At 56.5% G+C, this 25,552-nt stretch carries 25 protein-coding genes and 1 pseudogene; 16 read left to right on the plus strand and 10 right to left on the minus strand.

The annotated features are described in order from the left end of the window. Positions 1–289: pseudogene (locus BM029_RS19780) on the plus strand (hypothetical protein); the annotation flags it as partial. Positions 290–358: 69 nt separating this feature from the next. On the opposite strand, the gene BM029_RS19785 reads toward BM029_RS19780, so the two are convergent. Then, positions 359–586 carry a hypothetical protein gene (locus BM029_RS19785; protein WP_092438969.1) on the minus strand — a complete coding sequence of 76 codons (228 nt, stop codon included), beginning with the start codon at positions 584–586 and terminating at the stop codon, positions 359–361. Between the two features lie 40 nt (positions 587–626). Then, positions 627–1,103: an Lrp/AsnC family transcriptional regulator gene (locus BM029_RS19790; protein WP_092354117.1), complete on the minus strand. Its 477-nt coding sequence runs from the start codon at positions 1,101–1,103 to the stop codon at positions 627–629. 134 nt (positions 1,104–1,237) lie between these two features. Here BM029_RS19790 and kynB point away from each other — a divergent pair, with 134 nt between their 5' ends. From kynB to kynA, 3 genes are read left to right on the plus strand one after another with little or no spacing between them, the layout of a single operon-like run. After that, entirely contained in the window at positions 1,238–1,870 is a 633-nt protein-coding gene (kynB, locus tag BM029_RS19795; RefSeq protein ID WP_092438972.1) for an arylformamidase, read from the plus strand. A 41-nt stretch (positions 1,871–1,911) separates the two neighbouring features. Next, a complete protein-coding gene (gene kynU, locus BM029_RS19800; protein ID WP_092439045.1) occupies positions 1,912–3,174 on the plus strand; it encodes a kynureninase in 1,263 nt (420 codons plus the stop codon). 17 nt (positions 3,175–3,191) lie between these two features. Next, positions 3,192–4,046, plus strand: a complete 855-nt coding sequence (kynA, locus tag BM029_RS19805) for a tryptophan 2,3-dioxygenase (protein WP_092438974.1) — start codon at positions 3,192–3,194, stop codon at positions 4,044–4,046. A gap of 24 nt (positions 4,047–4,070) precedes the next feature. Here the strand turns inward: kynA and BM029_RS19810 are convergent, their stop codons facing one another. The 5 genes from BM029_RS19810 to BM029_RS19830 all read right to left on the minus strand — a co-directional run bounded on the left by BM029_RS19810 (position 4,071) and on the right by BM029_RS19830 (position 7,562). Next, the gene (locus BM029_RS19810) at positions 4,071–4,640 is read right to left on the minus strand and encodes a hypothetical protein (RefSeq protein WP_092438976.1); all 570 of its coding nucleotides are present in this window, start codon (positions 4,638–4,640) and stop codon (positions 4,071–4,073) included. Between the two features lie 29 nt (positions 4,641–4,669). Then, positions 4,670–4,924, minus strand: a complete 255-nt coding sequence (locus BM029_RS19815; protein ID WP_092438978.1) for a hypothetical protein — start codon at positions 4,922–4,924, stop codon at positions 4,670–4,672. After that, a complete protein-coding gene (locus BM029_RS19820) occupies positions 4,917–5,840 on the minus strand; it encodes a DNA/RNA non-specific endonuclease (RefSeq protein WP_092438980.1) in 924 nt (307 codons plus the stop codon). Before BM029_RS19820 ends, BM029_RS19815 begins: the two co-directional genes overlap by 8 nt. A gap of 84 nt (positions 5,841–5,924) precedes the next feature. Continuing rightward, positions 5,925–6,455: a hypothetical protein gene (locus tag BM029_RS19825; RefSeq protein ID WP_092438982.1), complete on the minus strand. Its 531-nt coding sequence runs from the start codon at positions 6,453–6,455 to the stop codon at positions 5,925–5,927. A gap of 102 nt (positions 6,456–6,557) precedes the next feature. Next, on the minus strand, positions 6,558–7,562 hold the full coding sequence (locus BM029_RS19830) for a GlxA family transcriptional regulator (protein ID WP_092438984.1): 1,005 nt from the start codon (positions 7,560–7,562) through the stop codon (positions 6,558–6,560). A gap of 98 nt (positions 7,563–7,660) precedes the next feature. Here BM029_RS19830 and BM029_RS19835 point away from each other — a divergent pair, with 98 nt between their 5' ends. The 3 genes from BM029_RS19835 to lepB all read left to right on the plus strand — a co-directional run bounded on the left by BM029_RS19835 (position 7,661) and on the right by lepB (position 9,823). Further along, positions 7,661–8,272: a cysteine hydrolase family protein gene (locus BM029_RS19835; RefSeq protein WP_092438986.1), complete on the plus strand. Its 612-nt coding sequence runs from the start codon at positions 7,661–7,663 to the stop codon at positions 8,270–8,272. Positions 8,273–8,344: 72 nt separating this feature from the next. Continuing rightward, on the plus strand, positions 8,345–8,803 hold the full coding sequence (locus tag BM029_RS19840; RefSeq protein ID WP_092438988.1) for a cupin domain-containing protein: 459 nt from the start codon (positions 8,345–8,347) through the stop codon (positions 8,801–8,803). A gap of 351 nt (positions 8,804–9,154) precedes the next feature. Then, positions 9,155–9,823, plus strand: a complete 669-nt coding sequence (lepB, locus tag BM029_RS19845; RefSeq protein WP_092439047.1) for a signal peptidase I — start codon at positions 9,155–9,157, stop codon at positions 9,821–9,823. Positions 9,824–9,834: 11 nt separating this feature from the next. Here lepB and BM029_RS19850 read toward each other — a convergent pair whose 3' ends face one another. Next, positions 9,835–10,776, minus strand: a complete 942-nt coding sequence (locus BM029_RS19850; RefSeq protein ID WP_092438990.1) for a LysR family transcriptional regulator — start codon at positions 10,774–10,776, stop codon at positions 9,835–9,837. 136 nt (positions 10,777–10,912) lie between these two features. Here BM029_RS19850 and BM029_RS19855 point away from each other — a divergent pair, with 136 nt between their 5' ends. From BM029_RS19855 to BM029_RS19895, 9 genes are all read left to right on the plus strand, one after another. Further along, positions 10,913–12,211 (plus strand): CitMHS family transporter, encoded by a 1,299-nt coding sequence (locus BM029_RS19855; RefSeq protein ID WP_092438993.1) that lies wholly within the window; start codon positions 10,913–10,915, stop codon positions 12,209–12,211. Positions 12,212–12,240: 29 nt separating this feature from the next. Further along, entirely contained in the window at positions 12,241–13,599 is a 1,359-nt protein-coding gene (locus tag BM029_RS19860) for an acyclic terpene utilization AtuA family protein (RefSeq protein WP_092438995.1), read from the plus strand. A 14-nt stretch (positions 13,600–13,613) separates the two neighbouring features. After that, positions 13,614–13,931, plus strand: a complete 318-nt coding sequence (locus BM029_RS19865) for an AtuA-related protein (protein WP_092438996.1) — start codon at positions 13,614–13,616, stop codon at positions 13,929–13,931. A 156-nt stretch (positions 13,932–14,087) separates the two neighbouring features. Next, entirely contained in the window at positions 14,088–14,969 is an 882-nt protein-coding gene (locus BM029_RS19870; RefSeq protein WP_092438998.1) for a DMT family transporter, read from the plus strand. Between the two features lie 127 nt (positions 14,970–15,096). Then, positions 15,097–15,318 (plus strand): hypothetical protein, encoded by a 222-nt coding sequence (locus BM029_RS19875; RefSeq protein ID WP_092438999.1) that lies wholly within the window; start codon positions 15,097–15,099, stop codon positions 15,316–15,318. A gap of 21 nt (positions 15,319–15,339) precedes the next feature. Further along, a complete protein-coding gene (locus BM029_RS19880) occupies positions 15,340–15,882 on the plus strand; it encodes a DUF2975 domain-containing protein (RefSeq protein ID WP_092439001.1) in 543 nt (180 codons plus the stop codon). Positions 15,883–15,889: 7 nt separating this feature from the next. Beyond that, positions 15,890–16,132, plus strand: coding sequence for a helix-turn-helix domain-containing protein (locus BM029_RS19885; protein ID WP_092439003.1), 243 nt, complete (start codon positions 15,890–15,892; stop codon positions 16,130–16,132). Between the two features lie 15 nt (positions 16,133–16,147). After that, positions 16,148–16,750, plus strand: a complete 603-nt coding sequence (locus tag BM029_RS19890) for a hypothetical protein (RefSeq protein ID WP_092439004.1) — start codon at positions 16,148–16,150, stop codon at positions 16,748–16,750. A 156-nt stretch (positions 16,751–16,906) separates the two neighbouring features. After that, positions 16,907–17,368 (plus strand): YccF domain-containing protein, encoded by a 462-nt coding sequence (locus tag BM029_RS19895; RefSeq protein WP_092439006.1) that lies wholly within the window; start codon positions 16,907–16,909, stop codon positions 17,366–17,368. Positions 17,369–17,378: 10 nt separating this feature from the next. Here the strand turns inward: BM029_RS19895 and pbpC are convergent, their stop codons facing one another. Then, positions 17,379–19,640: a penicillin-binding protein 1C gene (gene pbpC / locus BM029_RS19900; RefSeq protein WP_371329145.1), complete on the minus strand. Its 2,262-nt coding sequence runs from the start codon at positions 19,638–19,640 to the stop codon at positions 17,379–17,381. Then, positions 19,625–25,528, minus strand: coding sequence for an alpha-2-macroglobulin family protein (locus BM029_RS19905; RefSeq protein ID WP_092439008.1), 5,904 nt, complete (start codon positions 25,526–25,528; stop codon positions 19,625–19,627). The genes pbpC and BM029_RS19905 overlap by 16 nt, the downstream gene beginning before the upstream one ends. Between the last annotated feature and the right edge of the window lie 24 nt (positions 25,529–25,552).

Here is a 25,552-nt window from a genome sequence, read left to right on the forward strand (position 1 = left end):
CCAATTTGGATTGGGACTATCTCAGAGTCAAACGCGTGATCCACTGCGTTTTTCCATTCTGCTATTGATCGGAGCACTCGCCATGTATGCGCTCTGGATCATCGGATTAACCGCGCAACATCAGGGGTTCAAGATCCAATACGGTAGCCGGCACAAAGCCGAACAGACCTTGTCCATCCTCTCACTCGCACTGTGGTGGATGCGCGAAGCACCCCGACAGATCCCAATCTCGCAAATTAACCAGGCAATTCATACCCTGCGCTCTATGGCTATTCATGTTGTTATTTGAGGGGAAGGGTCAGGGTCAGAGTAATTTACGACGATGAGACTGTCGTAAAAAAACTCTGACCCCATTTAACTACAGTATTGGTAATTTGACGACTGTAACGCGGTCTATGAAAAAATCGCCATCGACACACTTCCGATGCGGCACGCCGGCAACCTTGAATCCGGGGCCGCCCTCAGCCACCCAAATTTTAGCAACAGTATCGAAATCCTCCAGCTCCAGCCCGAGCAAGGGCGCCGACAGCACAAATTGCGCGCCTTCTTTTTGTCTTGCCAGAACTTCTTCAATCGTCTTTGCCATGATTTCAATCTGATATAGGGGAATTATTCGCTATCCGCGATCAGGCATCCCGCAGCAATTCCCGCGGCAACTCGTAGGTTTCCTTAATCGCCTGCAGCACGATATTCGAACGGATATCCTGCACGCCCGGTATTTTATATAATTTTTCCAACACAAAAGCAGAATAGTGCTTCAAGTTACGCGCCTTCACCCGCAACAGGTAATTTGCATCCCCCGTGATGATATAAGAACCAACCACCTCCGGATAATTCTGCAACGCCTGCATGAAATTCTCATGCCAACTCTCGACATCCCGCCGCATAGTCACCTGCACGAACACATCCAGCTCCAGCCCCAGCTTTTCCGGATTCAGCAAAGCGCTGTAGCGGCTGATAATGCCTTCCTCCTCCAGAATCCGCACACGGCGCAAACACGACGAAGGCGACAAAAACACCTGCTCCGCCAGATCCTGATTACTAATCCGGCCATTCTGCTGCAACAGCGTCAAAATGTTTAAATCGATAGTATCAAGCTGCATTGAAATTATCTTTCAATATTAAGTGTATATCCAACATATTATTCTAAATAATAAAAAAATCACCCACTAATTTCGTATAAAAATTCCAGCAAGGCCGCCTAAAATAATTCATCGAATCAGCACGGGAGAACGCCATCTACACCACCAAACCCATCTGGGACATCAGCCCCATCCTCTCCGCCAAGACCCCGGTATGGCCAGGCGACACCACCTATAGCGCCCAAACCACCTGGGAAATCAGCGACGGCTGCCCCGTGCATGTCAGCCGCATCACGCTCTCCACCCACACCGGAGCGCACTGCGACGCGCCCAGCCACTACGATCCGCAAGGCCTGCCTATCGACCATGTAGCTCTCGACGCCTATATCGGCCCCTGCCGCGTAATCCATTGCATTGGCGCCGCGCCAGTCACACCACAACACATCGAACATGCATTGGCAGACGTTCCGCCACGCGTCCTGTTACGCACCTATGCCAGCGCACCGCAAGAACAATGGGATCCGGCATTTGCCGCGGTAGCGCCCGAAACCATCGAGCTGCTGGCGCAACACGGCGTGCGCCTGGTAGGCATCGATACGCCTTCGCTCGATCCGCAAGAATCCAAAACCATGCTGGCGCACCACACCGTAAAACAGCACGGCATCGCCATACTGGAAGGCGTCGTGCTCGATGCAATCAGCGCCGGCGACTACGAATTGATTGCGCTGCCCTTGCGCCTGGCCGGCATGGATGCCAGTCCGGTGCGCGCCATCTTGCGCCCTCTTTGAGCTTCACGCGCTCAGCTATGACAACAACGATGACCACAACCATGACAAACAACATCAAGACCCGGGCAGAATGCCAAACCCTGGATGCCAACGACCCGCTGGCACCGCTACGGACCTTGTTCGATTTGCCGCCAGGCGTGATTTACCTGGATGGGAATTCGCTCGGCGCGCGCCCGCACGCTTCGCTCCAGCGTGCACAACAAGTGATCCAGGAAGAATGGGGCAACGGTCTTATCCGCAGCTGGAACAAAGCCGGCTGGTTCGATCTGCCAGGCCGGCTAGGCAACAAGCTGGCAAGCTTGATCGGCGCCGCTGAAAACGAAGTAATGGTGACCGACTCCACCTCCATCAATCTGTTCAAGGTACTGGCCGGCGCATTGCAAATGCAGGCCGCCAAACCCGATGCGGCAACGCGTAAAGTAATCGTCACCGAACGCGACAATTTCCCGACCGACATCTACATGGCGCAAGGCCTGACCGAATGGCTGGATCGCGGCTACCGCATCCACCTGATCGACACGCCGCAAGAACTCGCCACCGCCGTCAATGCAGAAACCGCGATCCTGATGCTGACCCATGTCAACTACCGCAGCGGCCATCTGCATGACATGAAGGCAGTCACCAAAGCTGCGCAGGAACACGGTGCGCTGGTGGTCTGGGATCTGGCACATTCCGCCGGCGCCGTGCCGATAGATTTACATGCGGCCAATGCCGACTTCGCAGTGGGTTGCACTTACAAGTACATGAACGGCGGCCCCGGCGCACCAGCCTTCGCCTGGATCGCGCCACGCCATCATGCGCAATTCCGGCAACCGCTAAGCGGCTGGTGGGGCCATCGCGCACCGTTCACCATGCAGCCGGCATTCGCACCCGGCGAAGGCATACGCCGCGCACTGTGCGGCACCCAGCCGATCGTATCGCTGGCGATGGTGGAATGCGGCCTGGATATCTTCGCACAAACAGACATGCAAGCCCTGCGCCGCAAATCGCTGGCGCTGACCGATCTGTTCATCGCACTGGTCGAAAGCCGCTGCGCCGGTCTCGACCTGACGCTGGTGACGCCGCGCCCGCATGCAGAACGCGGCAGTCATGTCAGCTTCGCCCATCAACACGGCTACGCCATCATGCGCGAACTGATCGCGCGCGGCGTCATCGGCGATTACCGTGAACCGCAGGTGATGCGCTTCGGCTTCACGCCGCTATACACCCGGTTCATCGACGTCTGGGATGCGGTCGATACTCTGCACCAGATCCTGGCCGACAAAGACTACGAAATCAACGCACAGCAAGAAGCGGTTACCTAATATTCAGGAGTCACAAAATGGAATGCCCTTTCAACCCCAAAGAGTCGTGGCATGGCGCGCAGATGAAATTCGGCGAGGCCGCCGGCGAAACCATGAGTTATGGCGACTACCTGGCCCTGGACCAGGTCTTGACGGCGCAACGGCCGCTCTCACCGAACCATAATGAAATGCTGTTCATCATCCAGCACCAGACCAGCGAACTGTGGATGAAACTGATGCTGCATGAATTGCATGCGGTGCACGCGCAGCTGCGCAGCAACGATTTATCGCCGGCGTTCAAGATGATGGCCCGCGTGGCGCGCATCATGGATCAGCTGGTGCACGCATGGGATGTGCTGGCGACCATGACACCGCCGGAGTACACCGCAATCCGCCCTTATCTCGGCCAGTCGTCCGGCTTCCAGTCGTTTCAGTATCGGGAAATCGAATTCCTGCTGGGGAACAAGAATGCCGCGCTGCTGCAGGTGCATCAGCATTCGCCAGAGTCGTATGCACGACTGCAGGATTCGCTGCAACAACCGTCGATTTACGATGAAGCCGTGATGTTGATGGCACGTGCCGGCTTGCCGGTCGACCAGGCGCGCCTGAACCGGGACTGGCAGCAACCCACCGTCGCTGACCATTCGGTGGAAACGGCATGGCTGGCGGTTTATACAGCGCCGGACACCCATTGGGAGCTATACGAACTGGCCGAGAAACTGGTCGATCTCGAAACGGCGTTCCGCTACTGGCGCTTCCGCCACCTGACCACGGTGGAGCGCATCATCGGATTCAAAAAGGGTACCGGCGGCACCGAGGGCGCCAGCTATCTGAAGATGATGCTGGACGTAGTGTTATTCCCCGAACTGTTTTCACTGCGGACTTCCCTCTGAGGCAAGCCGCACTCAAGCAGTTTTTCAAGCAGTCTGATTGCGCTTTGCGATCCGTGTTCGTACATCTTGTACATCGACCGGATCGCAACGCAGTTCCAGCAACTGGTTGACGGCAATCTCATCGGCCAGTGAAGTTGCTGTCACCTTGGCGCCGAAAAAATCTGCATCCAGGCTGAGTGCATTACAAATGCGCTTGCGGCCTTGCTCATCGGCTGGCAGCTGCAGCACCACCGTCAGATAATTTGTTGCGACGCCTTCGACTGCGTTCTGTTTAAAGATCATCGCCGGCACTGCCTGAGATGGCGCAGACGCAATTTCTACAGGAATGCTTGCATGCTGTTCCTCTGCAATTTCATCCACAGACACCAGCACAGTGCTATGCGGACCCGGCCACTTCTTGACGCCGCCAATCACGGCTGGCGTACCGCCGCTGACCTCATATTCGGTTTCGGAAATCTTCTCGTAATGAAAAGGCTCCCAAGCCGGGTCGCCGTGCTTACGCATCGCCACCGTCTCCAGCACCTGGCTGGCGGGAGCGCCGTTGCCTAGCATGCCGACATCGCTTAGTCCCGTATCGGCTGTTGTGTCATCCATCTTGCTTACCTCATTGATTTTCCGCTTACTTAAAACGGATTGCTAACCTTCACCACCGGCGCAACAGCCAGCACCTCAGGCAATGTTCTCGATTCAAGTTCTGCCACCACCTGGTTGATCAGCGCTTGCAGTGCCTTTGCCTGCTCCAGTCCACCCTGGTCCAGCGTCAGGTCGACATCGCCAAACAAGCTGACCCGGTCCAGCCGATTTTCAACGTTCAGCTTGCCGATAGAGAGAGTTGCGCTTTCATCGGCGAACGGAATAAATTTAGCCTTGTTAACCATGCGACCATCCTTTATGTATCAAATTTGTGACGAAATTGAGCAGTATTTTCAACGCATCATTGAATAACCTGGTCATCAGATCCGTCTCTATCTTTTTAACCTGGGCGGCCGGTTCCTCGGTTCTTTCAGCAAGGTTCCTGCCGCCGCGCTGTCCCGCTCCCGCTTTAGGTAATGGCATCGCTACGTCCTTGATGCGTTTCGGCACACCTGGCAGCAGATCGATGTGCAAGGTATTTTCCAGCTGCGTTACCGACAAAGCCTGATAGCTGGAAGTATCCTCGTTCTTGATGAAATAAGCGGCGGCCTGCTGTCTCTTGGGACTATAGACCACTTTATAGATATAAGTCGGCACCAGCACATTGCCGATCTTTTGCAGATCCTGGCCGAGGAAGGCCGGTCCGGTAATCACATACAGCTCACCTTCTTTCACCGCCAGCCGCCGTACCGCGCTTTCGATCTCGGCCCAGATATGGCGGTTGTTTTGCGGATTCTGCGGAATCATGTTGGCAAGACTAAAACTTTCATACTGCGAAGTACGGTTCGCCATGTCGCCGTTCGGGCTCATGTGACCGCGATCGAAACCGGAACGCGCGTAGTCTTTCAACTCGGCGCGGCCATTGATCAGCAACGCGGGTTCGGGATGAAAGGAATTTTCGCGCGACAGCGTGCGGGCAGCGTCGATGTTATTACGCGTCAGATGTTCGGCCGACCATAAAGGAGTACGCGTGATACCTGAGTGCATGACGGCAAAAGCCTGGTAGCACAACTCCTGCGTCTGGCGCGCCAGCTTGTCGTTAAGGATTTCAGGAGCGCGGCCGGCGGCGTAATGCGAGGGACAATCAGTGGCAAAAACCGGAGAATTGAGGAATACAAGGAATGACAGGGACAGCAGGATGTGACGGAACTTGTGCGGCATTGTTCACCAAAACTGTATAAATACACAGTATAAGGTTTATCCTAAATCACTCCAAGTACTATCCTAGAATTTTTGCCTGCGATTTCAATGCGGCGTGCGAAATTCGTTGGCAATCCATGCGCGTGCGCTGCTCTCGCTGAGCTTGAAAGTTGCCGCTACCCGCGCCTGAGCCAGTTGTTCGCCATCTTCATCGTGGGCGGTCAGCAAGGCGTAGGGAAAATCATCGTCGGGAATAATATCGAGCGTGACAGTGATCACTGCATCGGAGTCGGCATCGCTCGCCACGATGCTCTTGTGCAGCATCGCATGCAGTTGCTGCTCGTGCCTGCGCACGAATTCCGATGCGGTCTTGACCAGCGTGATGAAAGCCGAGGGATCCAGCGGTTTCGGATTTTTCTTGTCGCGCCCCATGGTCCAGGGCCCGATCAGCGCCGGTTCCGGTTCACCATCCTTGATCATCGCTACCGCCCAACCATCATCGTCGTCGTTCTTGATGATGCGTGCGGTCCAGCCGTCGTCGCGCCACAAGCGTGGTTCGTGGATTTTCTGAGCGTTGCCGGCATCGGCGGCGTCGTCAACGTATTCATCGGGGGCTGCTGCGGAATGATCTGTCATTACTGAATGCTTCACTGCAAATAGGGGTACAAAAAGGAAACCGTGAAAAACCCGGCAAGTGCGAATTGTATAGCAGAAAAGAATAACGCCAGGCGCAGTGGCTCACGAGCGCTGGAATTGCTTACGGTAGGCGGCGGGCGAAACCGAAAATGCTGCGGCGAAATGCTGCCGTAGTGAGACGGTGGATCCGAAGCCCACCGTTTCGGCAATACGGTCGACCGCCTGGTCGCTAGTCTCCAGCAATCGCTGGGCCGCAGCCAGTCGATGATTGAGCAACCATTGCGATACCGTGGCGCCGGTTTTCATCTTGAAGCGGCGGGTAAAATTGCGCCGGCTCATGGCCGCCCTGTCCGCCAGCACATCCAGGCTCAGGGGTTGTTCAAGGTTGGCTATGGCCCAGTCCAGGGTGACAGTAAGTTGGTCGCTGCCGCTGGCTTTGGGTAACGGCTGTTCGATATATTGCGCCTGGCCGCCATGCCGATGCGGCGCCACCACCATGCGGCGGGCTACGCGGTTCGCCACTTCAGCGCCATGATCGCGACGCAGTAAATGCAGGCAACAGTCAATCGCGGCGGCGGTGCCGGCCGAGGTCAGGATATCGCCGTCATCTGCGTACAAGACTTTTTGATCCAGTTTCACGCGCGGGTATTTTCTGGCAAAGTCATCGGCCCACACCCAATGGGTAGAGGCGATGCGGCCATCCAGCAAACCAGCCTCGGCCAATACAAAAGCGCCGAGACACAAGCCGACAATCCTGGCGCCACGCGCATGCGCCGTGCGCAAAGCTTGCAGCAAAGCCTCCGGCGGCCGCTCATCGGGATCGCGCCAGGCCGGCACGATTACGGTGTCGGCCTGGGTCAGCACCGACAAATCATGCTGCACATCGATGTTGAAGCCCGACATGGTGGGAATCAAGCCCGTCTTCTCCCCACAAATCAGCAAACGGTAGCGCGGCACGCCCAGCCGGGCCAGATCGTCGCTAAATACCATGCAGGGCACGGACAGATGGAACGGGCTGATGCCTTCGAAGGCGATCACCCCTATGGTGTGCGCGTTCTCTGGATTGACGGCAGCGACGGTGATTGTGGCAGTGGCTGTAGAAAACATGGCCCGATCCTATCACAAGTTGTCTATCGGGACGCTTTCGCCCTCTATGCCAAAGCCCGATACTTTGCCATGTCAAATCACTAACAAGGAGTTCCAGAATGAACCACCCGACCATCCGTACCATCGCCGGCGCTACCGCCCCGGGCAAAATAGACGCCAACAGTACAGCCTTGCTGGTAATCGATTTTCAAAACGAATACTTCAGCGGCAAAATGCCGATCCCCGACGGCATGCGCGCACTCGACAACGCCAGGCAGCTGGTTGCATTCGCCGACCAGGCAAAGCTGCCGGTTTTCCATATTCAACATGTCACGCCGGCTGGCACGCCGATTTTCGCCGAGGATGGCGATACCGTTAAATTCCACAGCGCGCTGCAACCGGAAGCGCATCACACGGTAGTACAAAAATCGTCCGTCAGCGTCTTCCCCACCACCGATATCGACGCCCGGTTGAAAGCAGCCAATATCAAGACACTGATCATTACCGGCTTGATGACCCACGCCTGCGTAGCCGGCGCCGCGCGAGACGCCGTGCCATGCGGCTATGAAGTCATCGTTGCGGACGACGCCTGCGCCACCCGCGACCTTGACATGGCTGACGGCAGCATCGTGCCACACGCCCAGTTGCATCATGCATCCCTGGCCACTATCGCCGACACCTTCGGCGATGTGATGACGACGACACAGATCCTGGAATTGCCGCTGGCCTAAGCATCTGGTCTGGAAAATCAATCTGAGACTCCCGGATTTCACCGCGTTTTTTTCACTATTGAAAGGTATCAAATGAAAGCTCAATTAAAGACTTTACTGCTCCTCACCGCAACCTTGTGTTCCACCCAGCTGTTAGCGAGCAACGCCGCCTCTGCAACGCCTGCGGCCAAATTGATTTCCCTGCCTGCGGCAGATCTGAAGTGGACTGAAATCCCCGACACCGGCGGCATCAAATTCGCCAATGCGCGCGGTAACCTGGCAGGTAAAGGGCCGTACGAGGCTTTTGTGATCTTCCCTGCCGGTAAAGACAACCCGTTCCACACCCACTCGCAAAACCTGCCAACCGTGGTGTTGAAAGGAACGTTCTATGCAGTCATCGACGGCAAACGCACTGAATATCCAGCAGGCTCTTTCTACGACCTGCCAGCAAAACTGCCTCACTACAGCGGTTGCGTCAAAGGTGAAGACTGCCTGCTGTTCCAATACCAGGCCGATCATTTCGATCTGGTTTCGCTAGATCAAAAGAAATAAACTATGATTTTTTGTTAAAACATCCTGCCTGTTTTGGGTGTGGGCGATGTTTATGGGTGGTTAAAGCGGAGCGTTGTAGTTGCTTCTGATTAGCTCCAGCTCTCCGTCGAATGCCTGCGCATGTACTCCGTAGTCCATTAAATAGGGTCAGAGTCGAATTGGGCGATAAAGCCTGTGCAATTCGACTCTGACCCTATTTAATTCTGATCCTGTTTAATTACTGTCTTGGTTGGTGCCTTTCTGACTTTACGCGAAATAATATGCGGGGAAATAAGTGGCATACTGTGCAAATCGAAGGGCTGGATGCGCTTAGCCGCAAGACATCGGAAATCACTGGAAGGTGGAATGAAAATGAAAAACTGGATTCGTCTCAATAAAGGATTCTTGCTATTTTTGTTTCTTTTCGGGATTTTCCGTACGGCAGTCGCCGACTGGAATCCGATCCCCTCGGGCTCCATGCGCCCCAACCTGCTGGAAGGCGACGTGGTATTCGTGAATCGCCTGGCATTCAATCTCAAAGTGCCTCTCACTAATATCGTCATCAGCCACCTCGGCGAACCGAAACGCGGCGATATCGTCACTTTCTTTTCACCTCTGGACGACACCCGGCTCATCAAACGCGTGATTGCATTACCTGGCGATACTGTCGAAATGCGCGATGAAAAAATGATTATCAACGGCCACGAAGCCAGCTATGCCATGCTCGGCACCGCCCCCGAACCGTTGGAACAAGGCGGCGCCCTGGTCGCCTTGCGCCTGAACGAAAAAATGGGAGCGGAACAACACCGTATCCAGCTGTTGCCGCAAGTCGGCGCCAACCGCAATTTCGGCCCGATCACGGTACCGCAGGATCACTATCTGATGCTGGGCGATAATCGCGACAACAGCGGCGATTACCGTCATTTCGGCTTCGTGCCGCGCGAGCTGCTGATCGGGCGCGCCGAACGCGTGCTGGTATCGGCCGATATCAAAGGCAATTGGATGCCAAGAACCGAACGCTTCGGCATGGAATTGCATTAGGAGCTGTTGACTTAACCTTTGATGCGCTTCGGCGCTGTGCGGCTGCCGATGTTATGCAGCCGCTTTTCAATCAACTCCGACATGCCCTGAGCAGCAATGGAAAGAGAACGCTCTTTCTTTTTCACGATCAGGATCGGCCGCACGATTTCATCCGCATCGACCGGCGCGTCGACCGGGATGCTCACCAGATTCATATGGCGGAACTGGAACAAGGTCAACTCCGGCACAATGCTGACACCCAAACCGGATTCAATCAAACCCGCTACGGTAGCCAGGTGCTCCACCTCCAAACCTGAATTCATCACCGGGATACCGCGCAGCAGCAGCTCGACGTGCTGACGCACGCTGGTGCTGCGCGCCAGGTGAATCAGTTCGCAACCGCTCAGGTCAGACAGACGGATACGACGCTTGCCAGCCAGCGCGTGATCCTGCCGGCACACCAGGTAAAAAGGATCGCTGCACAAGGTTTTGGTATCGAACTCGGTCAAACCCGAACCCGGTGCGGTCAGGGCGATATCGACCTTACCTTGACGCAGCATGGCGAGGCACTGGTCCGACAGAGCGTCGAACAATTGCACGGTAATTCCCGGATAAGCCCGCTTGTATTCGGCAATCACCGCCGGCAAGCCGTTCGCCGCCAGCGACGGCAAGGCCGCGATCGCCACCCTGCCTTTGCGGCGTGCAACGTAGTCGCTCATATCGGCAAAGGCAGCCTCGATATCGCTCACCAGCGAACGCGCCACTTCGGCAAACAATTCTCCCTCTGCGGTCAGAGTAACGTTACGCGTATCGCGCTCGAACAGTTTAGCGCCCACCGCCACTTCCAGTTTTTGAATCATGACGCTGAAAGCGGATTGCGACATGAAGCAACGTTCTGCTGCGTGAGTGAAGTGTTTGCATTCCCGCAGTGCGAGGAACGCATGCAGCGAGCGTGTAGAGATGTTGAGTTTCATCGATTAATCTCTTTTTACGATCAATCTATCGGAAAAAACCATTTTACAGCACAAACCTCAACTACCAGAATGCAGTTAAAAGAAGATTAAAAACAAGTATTCCAAAAAAATATCCAAAGGATAGGAGACAGACAATATGCTGGCATTACTCGGCTTCATCACCATCGCCACCCTGCTCGCGGCGATCCTGACAAAAAAAATGTCGCCATTGGTGGCCCTGATAGCGATTCCCATCATTGCCGCCCTGATAGGCGGATTTGGACTTGAAACATCGAAATTCATCGTATCAGGCATCACCAGCATTGCTCCGGTGGCCGGCATGTTTGTATTTGCGATCCTGTTTTTCGGGATTGTCACCGATGCCGGCATGCTGGACCCGATCATCTCCGGCATCCTGCGCATCGTCGGCAGCCGCCCTACCCGCATCGTTCCGGGTACGGCGTTGCTGGTCTTGCTAATCCACCTGGACGGTTCCGGCGCGGTTACCTTTCTGGTGACAATTCCCGCCATGCTGCCGCTATACCAGCGCCTCGGCATAGACAAACGCATCCTGGCCTGCGTCGCATCGCTCGCGGCAGGTGTGAATTTCCTGCCCTGGACCGGCCCCATGATCCGTGCCTCTGCCGCCTTGCATATTCCGGTCAGCGAAATTTTCACGCCCCTGATCCCGGTGCAGATCGTCGGCCTGGTGTTCGTTTTCTCGGTGGCTTACTACCTCGGTTTGAAAGAAGAGCGGCGCCTCGGCCTGACCAAGGGCGCCCCAACGGGATTCGTCCATACCCATGAATTGACGGACGCGGAAAAGAGTATCCGTCGTCCGAAAAATTTCTGGATCAATATCGTTCTGACCGTGTTTGTACTAGGGGTGATGATCAGTGGAAAAGTCGATCCGGTGGTGATGTTCATGATCGGCGTAGTGCTGGCTTTGATGATCAATTACCGCAACGCGGACATGCAGCGCAGCCGCATCGATGCGCATGCCAAGGCGGCCTTGCTGATGGCCAGCATCTTGTTCGCTGCCGGCGTATTCACCGGCATCATGACCAAATCCGGGATGCTGAGCGCGATGGCCAAGATGGCGGTCGGTCTGGTTCCGCCCTCGATGGCTTCGCATATTCCGGTGGCGCTCGGTCTGCTGTCGATGCCGCTCTCCATGCTGTTCGATCCCGACTCTTTCTACTTCGGCGTGCTGCCGGTGATCGCGGAAGTTGGTCACATGCTAGGGGTACAGCCGTTGCATGTAGCGCAGGCCGCGTTGCTGGGTCAGATGACTACCGGCTTCCCTGTCAGCCCACTGACGCCGGCAACCTTCCTGGTCGCCGGCCTGGCCGGTATTGATTTGGCTGATCACCAGAAATACACATTCAAATATCTGTTCGCGGCATCCGTCATCATGACGATTACCTGTGTCGTGATCGGCGTCTTTCCGCTGTAAGACGAAGACGAGAATCTGAGGAAATTATCATGAAACACATCAGAATCGGCGCCGGCGCCGGCTACTCCGGCGATCGCATCGAACCCGCCATCGAACTGGCGGAAAAAGGCGAGATCGACTATCTGGTCTTTGAATGCCTGGCTGAGCGCACCATCGCGATCGCCCAGCAAACCAGAATGAAAGATCCCTCTCTGGGCTTCGATCCGTTGCTGGCAGAACGGATGCACGCTGTGCTTGGCATCTGCAGCGAGAAAAAGATCAAGATCATAACCAATATGGGCGCGGCCAACCCGTTGGCTGCCGCTGCCATGGTCAGGCAGATTGCGTTATCGATGAATCTTCAGCTGAAAGTGGCAGCGATCGGCGGCGACGATGTGCTGGACACCCTGAAAGCAGGCGCCTACATCAGCGACCAGGATATACAGGTCAGCAACCTGGGTGACAAGCTGCTTTCGGCCAACGCCTACATCGGCGCCGCACCGCTGGTCGAGGCGCTGGAGCTAGGCGCCGACGTCATCATTACCGGTCGGGTCGCCGATCCGGCCTTGTTCCTGGCGCCGTTGATTCACGAATTCAACTGGGCCATGGATGACTGGCACAGGCTTGGACAAGGCACGCTGGTCGGTCATTTGCTTGAGTGCGCCGGCCAGATCAGCGGCGGTTACTTTGCCGATCCCGGTTATAAGGATGTGCAAGGATTGGCGCGACTGGGATTCCCGATCGGTGAGGTAACGGAAGACGGTACAGTCGTTATCACCAAAGTGGCGGGCTCCGGCGGCCAGGTGACAACCGCCACCTGCAAAGAACAGCTGCTATATGAAATACACGATCCCGCCAGCTATCTGACACCGGACGTGGTGGCCGATTTCTCTGCTGTGACGATGCGCGAAACCGGCCCTGACCGGGTGCGGGTGCAAGGCGCTACCGGCCGCGCCAGGCCGGATACCTTGAAAGTCTCGATAGGCTATATCGACAGCTACATCGGCGAAGGACAAATTTCCTATGCAGGGCCGGGAGCTCTGGTACGCGGCAAACTGGCGCAAGCCATCGTCGCAGAAAGATTGAAACTCAGCGCGGTAGCGTTCAATGAGTGCCGTTACGATCTGCTGGGCGTCGACGCCATCCACGGCGCCGTATTGTCGGCTCCCGCATTGCCGGCTCCCGCTAAGTCGGCTCAACCGTCCGAGCCTTACGAAGTTCGAGTGCGGGTAAGCGCCCGCTGCGACAATATGCGTGACGCGATCCGCATCGGCAACGAAGTTGAAACACTGTACACCTGCGGCCCTGCAGCCGGTGGCGGCGTCACCAAAACGGCCAAAGAAGTGGTGGCCGTGCAATCCTGCATGCTGCCGCGCCAGCACGTAACAACATCAGTTCATTTCGAGTGAGAGTGAGAGTGATAATGAAACTACGCGACCTTGCCCATTCCCGCGCCGGCGACAAAGGCGACATCTCGAATATCTCGGTGATTGCCTATCAGGAAAAAGATTATGCGCTGCTGGAAAAAAACCTGACCCCTGAGCTAGTCAAGGCGCATTTTGCCGGCATCGTGCACGGTGACGTGGTGCGCTATGCGCTGCCGAATCTGGGCGCCTTGAATTTCGTCATGCAGCGCGCCCTGGGCGGTGGCGTCACGCGATCCCTGGCTCTTGACGCCCACGGAAAATGCCTGAGTTCAGCGATATTGAATTTGGAAATTCCTGACGAAATAAATAACTAGTCAACCCAATTTCAGCATTCGCCATAGCCTGACTATCGTTGTCATTGCTGTCACTTTACCGAATTCGAACGCAAGAACCAGAGTGTCCGGAGTCCGGATATGCCCTATGTTTCAATTGTGCGGCATCCGCTGCTCGCAAACTGACGGACACTCGCCATGAATTTTATCGAACTGCTCCTGCTCGCCGCAATCTGGGGCGCATCCTTTCTATTCCTGCGCATTGCTGCGCCTGAGTTCGGCCCAATCGCGCTGATCGCACTACGTGTCGGCATTGCCGCGCTGGTGCTGTTACCGGTACTACGCACCGCCGCCGCTCGCAGCGAGTTCCGCAGCAAGGCATGGCCTTTATTTGTGGTTGGCATCAGCAATTCTGCAATTCCGTTCGGCCTGTTTGCCTACTCGACGCTATACGTCAATGCCGGCCTCGACTCGATTTTGAATGCAACGACGCCGATCTGGACTGCATTGATCGCCGCGGCATGGTTCCAGTCAGCTCTGGGCCGCCAGCAAATATGCGGTCTATTGTCAGGTCTTGCCGGTGTCGTGGTGCTGGTGTGGGATACCTTGGGCGCCGGGGTCTCCGGCGTACCGCTGGCGATCGCCGCCGCGCTCCTGGCCGCAGGATTTTACGGATTCGCGGTCAATTATTCGAAGCGACATCTGGCCGGCGTCAAGCCACTGGTGGTCGCCTTTGGCAGCCAGTTCTTCGCTTCTATCGTACTGCTGCCACCGGCGCTGCTGTACTGGCCGCAGCACGCTATCGCGCCGTCCATCTGGGCTTGCGTTGCGGCGCTAGGCGTCATCTGCACCGGCTTTGCCTACATCCTCTATTTTCGATTGATCGAACGAGTTGGCGCCGCTTATGCCGCATCCGTGACTTTCCTGATTCCGGTTTTCGGGTTGGCCTGGGGCGCTGTCTTCCTGAATGAAAAAATTACGCCCGCCATGTTGGCCGGATGCGCCATCACCCTGCTGGGGACTGCGCTTGCCAGTGGAAAATTCAACGGCTTTTGGCTGGGGAAACGAAAATCGACGTAAATCAAGGCGTATCGAGATCGATTTAAAAAATAGTAATTAGCGATAAATGATCAATAAGCAGACATTTATTATTGTTTTACGATAATTTTATAGTAAAATGCGACCATCCTATCGAAAAGGAGGCGTCGTGCAGCAAAACATCATCACTTTAGCCCGTCGCTTCCTGGCTGCGCTGTTTTCCTGGCTTGCGATTGTCATTCTGGGGCTCTATCTCTTTAGCAAACTGATGCCCCACCTTGGCATCAGTGCGTCGCTCGACATGGCATTCCGTAGCAACTTGGCCGATCAGGCTGTGGCGCGTCTTGGCAATACCTTTCGCATTTCCATCCATCTCAATGACAAACAATAGGGTCATCCCAAAGGACACCTCATGAAGCAAGATCATATTGCGCAAACCAGCCAGCGTATGGCCAGCATCACCATGCTGCTGTTGGCGGGCATATTGGCCTTCAATATCGGCAGTTGGCTGTTCCCTGATGCGCTATGCGAAATCTCGAGCTTCGCCAACGCCGGGACTAAACTCGGCATCCATCCATCCAGTCTGCCGTTATGGCAATTACTGGGCGCCATGGTGCTAACCAACATTCCATTGCTGGCGCTTGGATACGGTTTATTCCAGTTGCGCGCGCTGTTTCAGCGCTACGCCCAAGGCGAATATTTTTCGCCTGCAGCTGCTATCCATCTGGGCCGGGTCGGTCACGGCATAGCGTGGTGGGTATTGCTGGATTTTCTGTGCGGACCGTTATCGTCGGCATGGCTGACAATAACGCGGCCGGTTGGCCATCGCCTGCTCAACATCGACCTTGACTACAATATGATAGTCGCCCTCTTCATGGCGGCCTGCATTACCGTGATCGCCCGCATCCTGCAACGTGCCAGCGAGGTCGATGCAGAAAATCGGCAGTTTGTATGAGGGTGAAATGAGCATCGTCATTACGCTGGATATCATGCTGGCAAAACGCAAGGCGAAATCGAAAGATCTGGCCGCGGCTATAGGCATTACCGAGCAGAATCTGTCACTGTTAAAACAAGGCAAGGTAAAAGGAGTACGCCTGGAAACCCTGGAGGCGATTTGCCGATATCTGGACTGTCAGCCGGGTGACCTGTTGACCTATCAGCCGGATAGTGGATCTGCCGAAATAGAATCGGATCCGACACCCTGAACGGCGCTGATAAAAATGTCTGACAAGACCGGTTGGCCTGCTGCCGTACATCCGCGTGCGATGAGCATGGGCATAATGCTCTCCTTGTTGCTCCATGTCGGCCTAATGCAATTGTTTTGGCGTCATCAAGCGGTCGATATCAGACCAGCCAGCAGCTCGCAGGCAGAGATAACTCTGTTGCTGTTGCCGGCAGCAATGCCGGCAGCACGAATAATTACGCCACCCGCCATCCAGCGCAACTCTCATCCCGTTAAATCCCCTGCTCGTGCAAATACAATAGCGCGAACCTTACCCTCAACGCTGCCGGAACACGGCACGAACGACGCCGCAATCACTGCCCAGGCAGCGGACCAGCAGCCTCGCGTGGATCTTGACGCAGCATTAAAAACAGCCAGGCAACTAGCAATCGATCCAAAGGAGAGGCGTGCCGGGCCTGCCGTCGCGCAGTTGCAAACACATCCGCTCGAAGCCCGGCCGGATAGCCGCCTGGCGCGGGATATTCAACGTAGCGCGCGCGCTGATTGCAAGGAAATCGGCCAGCCCTACGGTTTATTCGCGCCTTTGGTTCTGGCCGCCGATGCGATGCTGTCAAAAAAAGATGGCGGATGCAAATGGTAGCGGCTTGCCGCTTCATAATGGCCCGATAGCAACCGCCATGGCAGGCACGGATTGTCTTGTGATCAGTTACCGGCGATGTTACATTTTCTCCTTCGTAATTTCTAGCAGCATGGGGCCACGAGTCTTATGTCATGCTTTCATCAGGGAGAAAAAAATATGCGCGCCATCGGTAATTTTCTGTGGTTTGTTCTGGGCGGGGTGTTCATGGGCTTGGGCTGGTGGCTGGTTGGCGTGTTGGCCTTCATCACGATTGTCGGCATCCCGTGGGGCAAAGCCTGTTTTGTGATCGGACAATTTACCTTCTTCCCCTTCGGCAAAGAAGCGGTGAGCCGAAAAGAACTGACGAAGAAAGACGATATCGGCACCGGTGGCCTTGGCCTGGTCGGCAATATCCTCTGGTTCGTGTTCGCCGGCGTCTGGCTGGCTATCGGCCATGTACTCTCGGCTATCGCCTGCTTCATCACTATCATCGGCATTCCGTTTGGCATCCAGCACCTGAAGCTGGCAGGTATTGCACTGGCGCCGATCGGGAAAACCATTGTGACGAAAGAAGTTGCAGCTGCGGCACGCAAACAAGGCGCAGAAGAACATGTTTCAAAAATGCGGAACAACGCCTGATGATCTGAATTTATTTCTTTCCGGCGCGGCCGGATTTCTGCTGCGCCAGATTCTCGACCGCACCGCGCACCTCGAAACGCACCTGGTCGACCACGGCCATTTTATGATCCAGCAATTCCAGCACATGGCGGCCGGGCCATGGCATCCAGTCTAAAGCCAGTTGCGGATCTGCAGCAGCGGCCTGGTAACTAGTTTTCCTGCCTGCCTTCACCGCAGCCGGCGCCAGCAACTTGCCATCCAGCCGCCACCAGCCAATGGATAAACCATCTGCTGCAAAACGTATGCGTTGCCGCTGCGGCGGAATATCCGGATCGAGTGCGACCAGCATGCCTGGTGTCGGATAACGTATGGCGACGGCGATATCGTCGGATTTGGCGGTCGTGATCAGGCTTTGCTCGGTTCCGGCCAGAAAATATTCCTGGCGCGGTGCTTCGATCTTGTCGGTATAGCGAATTTCCTGTCGCACCACACCAGCCGGCTTTTGTGGAATCTGCTGACGCAGCTGATCACGGCTGTGCAGATATTGCATCACCTCTTGCCAGATCGGCGCGGCGCCAGTTACGCCGGACACATCCCACATCGGCAAGCCGGATGCATTGCCGACCCAGACGCCGACCGTATATCGATCCGAATAACCGACCGCCCAATTGTCGCGCATGTCTTTCGAGGTGCCGGTTTTCACTGCCGTCCAGATTCGCGTCGAAAGCGCATTTTCAAGGCCGAAGGTGCGGCTGCGGGCGCTGCGGTCGGACAGGATATCGCCGATGATGAAAGCGGCGCCGGGTTCCATCACCTTGTTCATTTTTACGGCAGGCTCTGCCAATGTAGTACGCACACCGCTATAGCTTCCCTGATTGGCCAGCGTGCGATAAGCGTTGCTCAGCGCCAGCAGGCTGACATCGGCGCTGCCCAGCGCCAGGCTGTAGCCGTAATAATCGCCGGATTCGCGTAACTGAAAACCAAGTTTTTGCAGACGTTCGAAAAAAGTCGTGGGAGTGACCGTTACCAGGGTCCGCACGGCTGGAATGTTCAAGGATGAAGCCAGGGCCGTGCGTAAGCTGACCAGACCTTTGAATTGCTTGTCGTAGTTTTGCGGAATATACAAGCCGCTGGCGGTAGGCAGATTGATCGCCGCATCGTTCAATATCGAGGCTGCGGTCATCCATTTTTTTTCGATGGCCAGTTCGTATAGAAACGGCTTCAAGGTCGAACCTGCCTGACGTAAAGCAACCACGCCATCGACATCGGCAGCGTTGGAAAACGAACCGCTGGAACCGACCCAGGCCAGCACGTCGCCGCTGGCATTGTCGAGCACGACAACGGCGCCGTCTTCAATATTGCGCTCGACCAGAGAGGCCAGCTGCCGCCGCAGAGCATCGTTGGCAAAATGCTGAACGCCTGCATCCAGTGTTGATCGCACAGTTTGTCCCGGCCCGCGCAACAGTTTGCGGGCCAGATGTGGCGCCAATTGCGGCGCGTTGGTAGTAACGATGACTTCTGAATTCGAGCCGGTGCGGACCAGGGCCAGTAAAGTAAAATCTTCCAGCCCCTTGCATTCCTGCGCCGCATGCTGTTCTTGCAAAATGCGGCAGGCGCGTTCGGCGACACGCGCCGGCTTCGCGTTCGGGCCACGAATCAACGCCACCGCTATCGCCGCTTCGCGCTGGCTCAAGCCACTCGGATGCTTGCCGAACAATACCCGCGACAAAGCATGTATGCCGACCAGTTCACCACGAAAACTGACCAGGTTCAGATAAGCTTCCAGGATCTGGTCCTTGCGCCAGTTGCGCTCCAGCTGCTGCGCCACCATAACCTGGGACATCTTCTGCGGGATTGAACGAGGCGCGTTACGGCGTCGCAAATCGTCATCCAGCAAACCCGCCAGCTGCATGGTGATGGTCGATGCGCCGCGAGTTCTGGTGTTCCATAAATTGCCCCATGCTGCGGCGGCCACGGCGTTCCAGTCAACTCCGCTGTGCTGATAGAAGCGCCGGTCCTCCGATGCTACCAGCGCGTTGCGCAACGCTGGCGACACATCCTCCAGCGCTATCCATGACAGCCGGCGCTCATTCGGATTCAGGCGGATCTGCTGCAGCAACTGGCCCTTGCGATCGTACAAGCTGGCTTCGGATGAGCGGAACTCGTGCTGCACATCGACGAAACTTTGCAGGGCGTGCACCGGTCCGGCGCTTAAGGCCAGCATCAGCACAGCGCCCAAAGACCAGCGCGTGACGCCAGCCGAAATGCGGGTCGAACTCACTTCACCGTCCATTTCTGGTTAGGGCTTTCACCAAACATTTCCGGCGCATACATCGCTTCTACCCGGGTCGGCGGCAAACTGAATTCGCCGGGATTGTTGATGCGGAAGGTATACGTCATGGTGAATTTCCCCTTCGGCACGTATTCGTAATAACTGCGGAACGCTTCAAAGCTGCGCTCTTCATACGCCACCCAGGCATTGTCGGCAGGCCGTTCGCTGCTGGTGGCGATCGCCGAATCACGTCCCAGGCCGGAACCCAGCAAGGTGGCGCCAGCCGGAATCGGATCGGTGACCACGACCCAGGTCATGTCGGACTGCGCATCGACTTCCAGGTCGATCCGCACGACGTCACCACGGGTATATTGTCCTTTTTCTTTTTGTTCGACCGGCACGATTTTCTTACTGATCCGATAGCCGCTGGAGAACGGTTTCTTGAGTACCACCGCTGCCAGGCTTTGCACTGTCACCCACGGCGCGCCGCTGCCGGTATGGTTCAGTTTCAACTCTGTCGGCGCCGCCACAGCTGATGACGGCCACGGCAATTGCAGCTTGCCGACGTCAGCGGTGGCAGCACTGGCAGGCCAGTTGTAGCTTTGGCTACCACTCACAGTTGCGCCCTGCTCCAGGCTGGCTTTGGTAACACCGCCCACCTTTTCAGATTCAAATTTGCGAGCGAATTTTTGCAGTGCAAGCGAGCCCCACAGATTAGCCGTAGTGGTGGACCAGTGACCGCGCTGCTGCCGCTGGATAGCGCCATTGATCAGCTTCGGCATGTCTTCTTTCCAGGCTGGATTTTCCAACATGGTCAGCACCAGCCGGTTGGCGTTGACATCGGCGCTGGCCATCAGCCACCACCAGTAATCGCTGCTCTCGGTCGAGAAACCCATGCGTGTGCTTTGGTAATTCAAGCGCGCCCGGATGATCTGGTCGGCTTCGGCCTGGCGTTTGGCGCGGTCCGGAATGCTGGATACGCGTTGCAGGATATTGATCCAGTCCAGTACTGCCGACGTCGGCCACAGGTTGGGCGACAACTGGATCGAATCAAGCATCGACGGCCGTACCCGGTCATAACGCGACAACGCTTCCAGCGCCGCCAGTTTGCGCACATCCAGATCTTTCTGCGGCGACCAGAAATCGCGAGTGATATTGCCTTCCACAAACGCCGCCAGGCCATCCAGCATCTTGTCGCGGCTTTGCTGCGGAATCGCAAAACCGGATTCCTGTGTCACCGCCAGCAGATAGGCGGTCAAAGTGTCGCTGCCGCGGCGCGCGTTGCCTTCGTTCGGGGGATAATAATAAGCCAGGCCGTCGCTATCCAGATAAGTCGGCAAGTCGTTCAATACCTTTTGCCACATGGCGTCGTCGCGCAAACCGATCGCCTTCGATGTCTTTTGCTCCAGGCAGGAGAAAGGGTAGCTGACGAAGTAGCGGCGCAAACCATCGCTACCCGAAGCCAGCGACGGTGCCAGCGAAATCGCCAAGCCTCCACGGCCCGGCAGGCCGTCGGCGGGTGGCGCCACCGCCATGCTGAACGGTTTATCGAGCTGGAACAAGGTAGCTTGCTGCACCGTCACAGGCACCGCCGGCACCACTCGCTGAGTGAATTTGATGCTGTCTTTGACCTTGGGGCCGCCTTGTTCCTGGGCGTTGATTTCCCACACCAGCTGGCCGACATCCGCCGGCACCGTCACCACCCAGGTCAATTCACGCGTCTCACCGGCGGGAATGTTCTCGTCCTTGGCCGGCAATGGCGTGGCGGCCGGCAAGCCGCCAGCCTGCGCCGTGGCATGGACTTGCATCGCACGGGTGGTGGTGTTGCGCACCGTTACCAGCGCACTGAAATTGTCGCCTTCGCGTACCAGCGGCGGCAAGCCGGAAATCAGTTGCAGATCCTGAGTCGAGCGGATGCTGACGGCGCCGGTGCCGAACAGGCTGTCGCCGCTTTGCGCCACCGCGACTATCTTGAAACTGGTCAAGGCATCGTTCAAGGGCACGTCAACCTGAGCCCTGCCGTTTGCATCCAGCACGATGGCCGGCTTCCACAGCAACAGGGTATCGAACAATTCACGGGTCGGCGATTTACCGCCGCCACCGCCAGCCGGAATGGCTTTGCGGCCGTAATGGCGCTTGCCGACTACCTGCATCTGCGCGGTCGAGGTTTCCACGCCATAGCTGCGCCGTTGCAGCATCGCTTCCAGCAAATTCCAACTCTTGTTGGGCTCCAGTTCAAGCAAGGCTTCATCGACCGCCGCCAAGGCGATTTCAGCGCCGGCCGCCGGTTTACCGTTAGGCAGATTGACCTGGATATTCACTTTGGCAGTGGTGCGTATCGCATAACTAGGCTGATCCGCCTTGACCGTCACCGCTAGCTGGTTGGCAGCAGTGCCGACGGTGATTTCAGCGATACCGTATTTATAGGCCGGCTTGGCCAGATCGACGGTGGCGCTTGGCGCCTGGTATTCCTTGAACTCGCTCCACCAGTTCAAAGGTTCTTTCCAACCCCAGGTAAAGAAGGAGTACCACGGCACATCGCGCATGCGGCCACGCACCGCCAGCACCGAGACGTACACATTGGGACCATAGCTAGCCTTGACCGGCAAGCTAAAGGTTGGATCCTGGCCATTCAGTTGCACCACCTGGGTTTCGATGACGCCTTCACGCTCCACCGCGATCAGCGCGGTAGCGTAGCGGAACGGCATGCGCACCTGGAACTTCGCGCTTTCACCAGGCTGGTAAGTCTTTTTCTCGGGCAGGATATCGATGCGGTCCTGGTTCTCGCCATCGAACCATAGTTCGCCCTGCTTGGTCACCCATACCGAACTAGTGGCAAGCGCCGGATAGCCGTTGCCATCCTGGCCCTTCGCGGTCAATTCAACATTACCCGGCTCCAGCAATTCGACAGTACAGATCATCAATCCGCGGGCATCGGTTTTCCCGGAACACATCGGCCCCAGGTTGCTGCCGGTGGCGGTATTTTCGTAGGCGTAGAAACCGCCGACCATACGCTTGCGGTGCGAGTTGGTTTGCTTGCTCGATCCGGCAATTTCAATCGGCACGCCGGCTTGCGGCTGGCCCGCCGGATTCAGCGCAACCGCGGTCAAAGTCAATTTCTTTTTGACAGAAACCCACTCCCCCGCTTTCAAACCGACCACCACCGCCGAAGGCCATATCGGCGTGACGCTCGATACGGTCTGGATCTCGCCGTTCGGATCGGCATACGTCATTTCAGTTAGCAATTCCTTTGGCGCAGTGATGGCAGGCAGATCCTTAACCACCGTTTTTCCGGCCCCGTTTTTATCCAGCGTCACCGGTAATTTATCGGCCACGATCTTCTGGTTGTCGGCGCTGTTGTCATCGTCATTGCGCTTCACAAAAGAATAACCGTCGTAACCGGCAAAACTGACGTCCTTGCCGCGCAACAGGCTGGTGATGTGCACAGCCTGGCCGGAAGCACCGCCGCCGTTCAGATAATTCAGTTGCACATCCAACGGCACTTCCTTGGGCGCGATCAAAGTCTTCGGCGGTGTAATCCGTCCCTGCAACAGCGGCAAACGGAATTCTTCGACGCGGAAACTGCCGGTGCTGTAGCTGCGCCGGCCCTGGTCATAGCCGCCATCGCCGTTATCCGCGCTGTCAGCATCCGCGTCATCAGCATCCGTGTTGTTACCGCCACTGACGCCGCTCTTGACCTTGCCGCCGTCCAGTACTACCTCATAGCTGCCGAGCTTGGCTTCTTTCGGAATCTGGAACACGGTTTCGGCATTTTTCCGGCCACGCCAGGTCAATGCAAACTGATATTCCTGACCGCTGCCCTGGTGCGTGATGCGCGCCCGTGTTGGTAGTTTATCGTTTGGCAGCAGGCCGAAACCTTGCATGGTTTCGGTGCGGATCACATGTTTCATCGACACCGTTTCGCCGGCGCGGAACAGCGTGCGATCGAATATCGTGTGGGCGCGCACCGTGACCGATTTGTCGTAGTCCATCGGCAAATTGAAACGCCAGGACTCGATGCCGTCATTCCATGAGGTCAGCGCAAATGCCATGTCGGCGCGGCCTTTCTCATCGTTCTTGCGGGCGCTGACGAAGAAACCGTCGATTTGCCCCGGCTGGTTGCCGGCGCCGTTGCGGCAGCCATCGACCGGGAACTCCGGCACCATGGCGATGCCTTGCTTATCGGTCTTACCGCGCCACAGCTCGGTGCCGCGGCAATCGGAAATCCGCACATCGGCATCGCTCACCGGTTTGGCGTTATCCAGGGTGGTGACCCATACCGCACCGTTTTGCCGGCCGATCTTGACATGTACCGATAAATTGGTCACCAGCGCGCTGGTCCGTACATACATTGGCGCGGCTTTGCCTAGCAAGGCCGCACCCAGCTTTTGCGATTCCAGTTCGACCACATAGAAACCGGGATCCTTGAGAGGAATGCCGATCACTTCAAACGGCCGCACGCCGTCTTTACTATCCGGCGACGGCGGCAAGGTCAAGATTTTCGCGCCTGCCTGCTTTGCCAGCAAACCGATGCTACGGGTTTCGACCCGCTTCTTGTCGATGGTGATGCTGGTTTCATGATAACGCCTGAGTTTCGTCAGCCAGGCGATGATGTTCTGGTCGTCGCTGACTTTCAGATTACTGACCGTGCCGGGATTGACCTTGCCGTCGGCGCTGCGCACCAGCATGCTGGTTTCAACGCTACGCAAGGTGACCGGCAGCGTGGCGTCGGCATTCAGTTCAATGATGCCGAACGGAGCTGACGGGAATTTTGCCAGCGGCGGATAATCCGCCATCCGTATTTTCAGTGGAAACGCGGCGGCATTCGACAGTGGCCGGCCGGTCTCATCCTGGAAACCCTTCGGCAGTTCGACGCTAAGCTCCGCTTTCTCGGCAAACGGCGGCTTGAATGTCAGTTGCGAGACCGTGTCATCGTTATCGTTTTTTTCAAAAAACGGTTTCAGCTTGCCATTGTCGGCGTGCAGCGTCACGCCTTCAGCCAGCTTACGTGGCACCGGCGTAGTGAACAGTATACGCAGCGGCAGGATCGGTGCGCAAGCGGCGTTGGCGTTTTCGCGCTCGCAGCTGACGCTGGCGGTGAATACCGGCCGTACCGTGAACTTGAACACCTGCGGCTGGCTGCTGGCGATGCCTGACGGCGTGCTTACGCCCTTGTCCCATACCAGGCGAACCGCGGCATCGTTAGGCAAGCGTTGCTGGCATTGCACGGTGCTGACTCTTTCGGGATTGATCTTGTCGGCAAAATGGTCGAGCAGCTGCTTGCGTTCTGCCGCGGCGATGAATTTGACCGGAATCCGTTCATGCACGCCTTCAGCTTCGCAATACACGTGCTTCAATATGCTATCGCTGGTGGCGGCGCCGTTTTGTATCAGGATGAACACTTGCTCTTCATCGATCTTGTCCCCGTACGGCATAGCATTGATGACAGCAGGTCCGCCGGTATTGAACTGGAATGTGTTCTTGCCGCTGACTGCCGCGCCGGATAGCAATTTGAATCCCGGTTTCAGGGCAAAGCTGCAACGCGTCCCCGGCGGTACATCGCGCACGAAATCATAGATCCAGTTACGCTCGTCGGCCCAACGCCCGCTGCCGGCTTCAGAACAACTGATATCGAACGGCATGGGCGCCTTCGGATCGCCGAACTTGACAGCGGCTTCGGAGAAATTAACCCGCACCTGGCGCACCTGGGCGATCTCACCTTGCGGCGCAAAACTGCTGATATTGGCCGCATGGGCTGCCGGCGCCATCTGGCTACCCAACAATGCCATGAGTAACGCCAGGGTATTGCGCGCGCCGTTGGCGCCGATGAACTTGTGGCCGAAAAAAAGCAGCCCCGGAAATCTCACGGCGCTGCAGTTGGCTTTTTTCCGCTCTGTCGCTGATTGCATGGCTATCCTCAAGCTAGGAATATA

Source organism: Collimonas sp. OK607, assembly GCF_900111995.1.
GTDB lineage: Bacteria > Pseudomonadota > Gammaproteobacteria > Burkholderiales > Burkholderiaceae_D > Collimonas.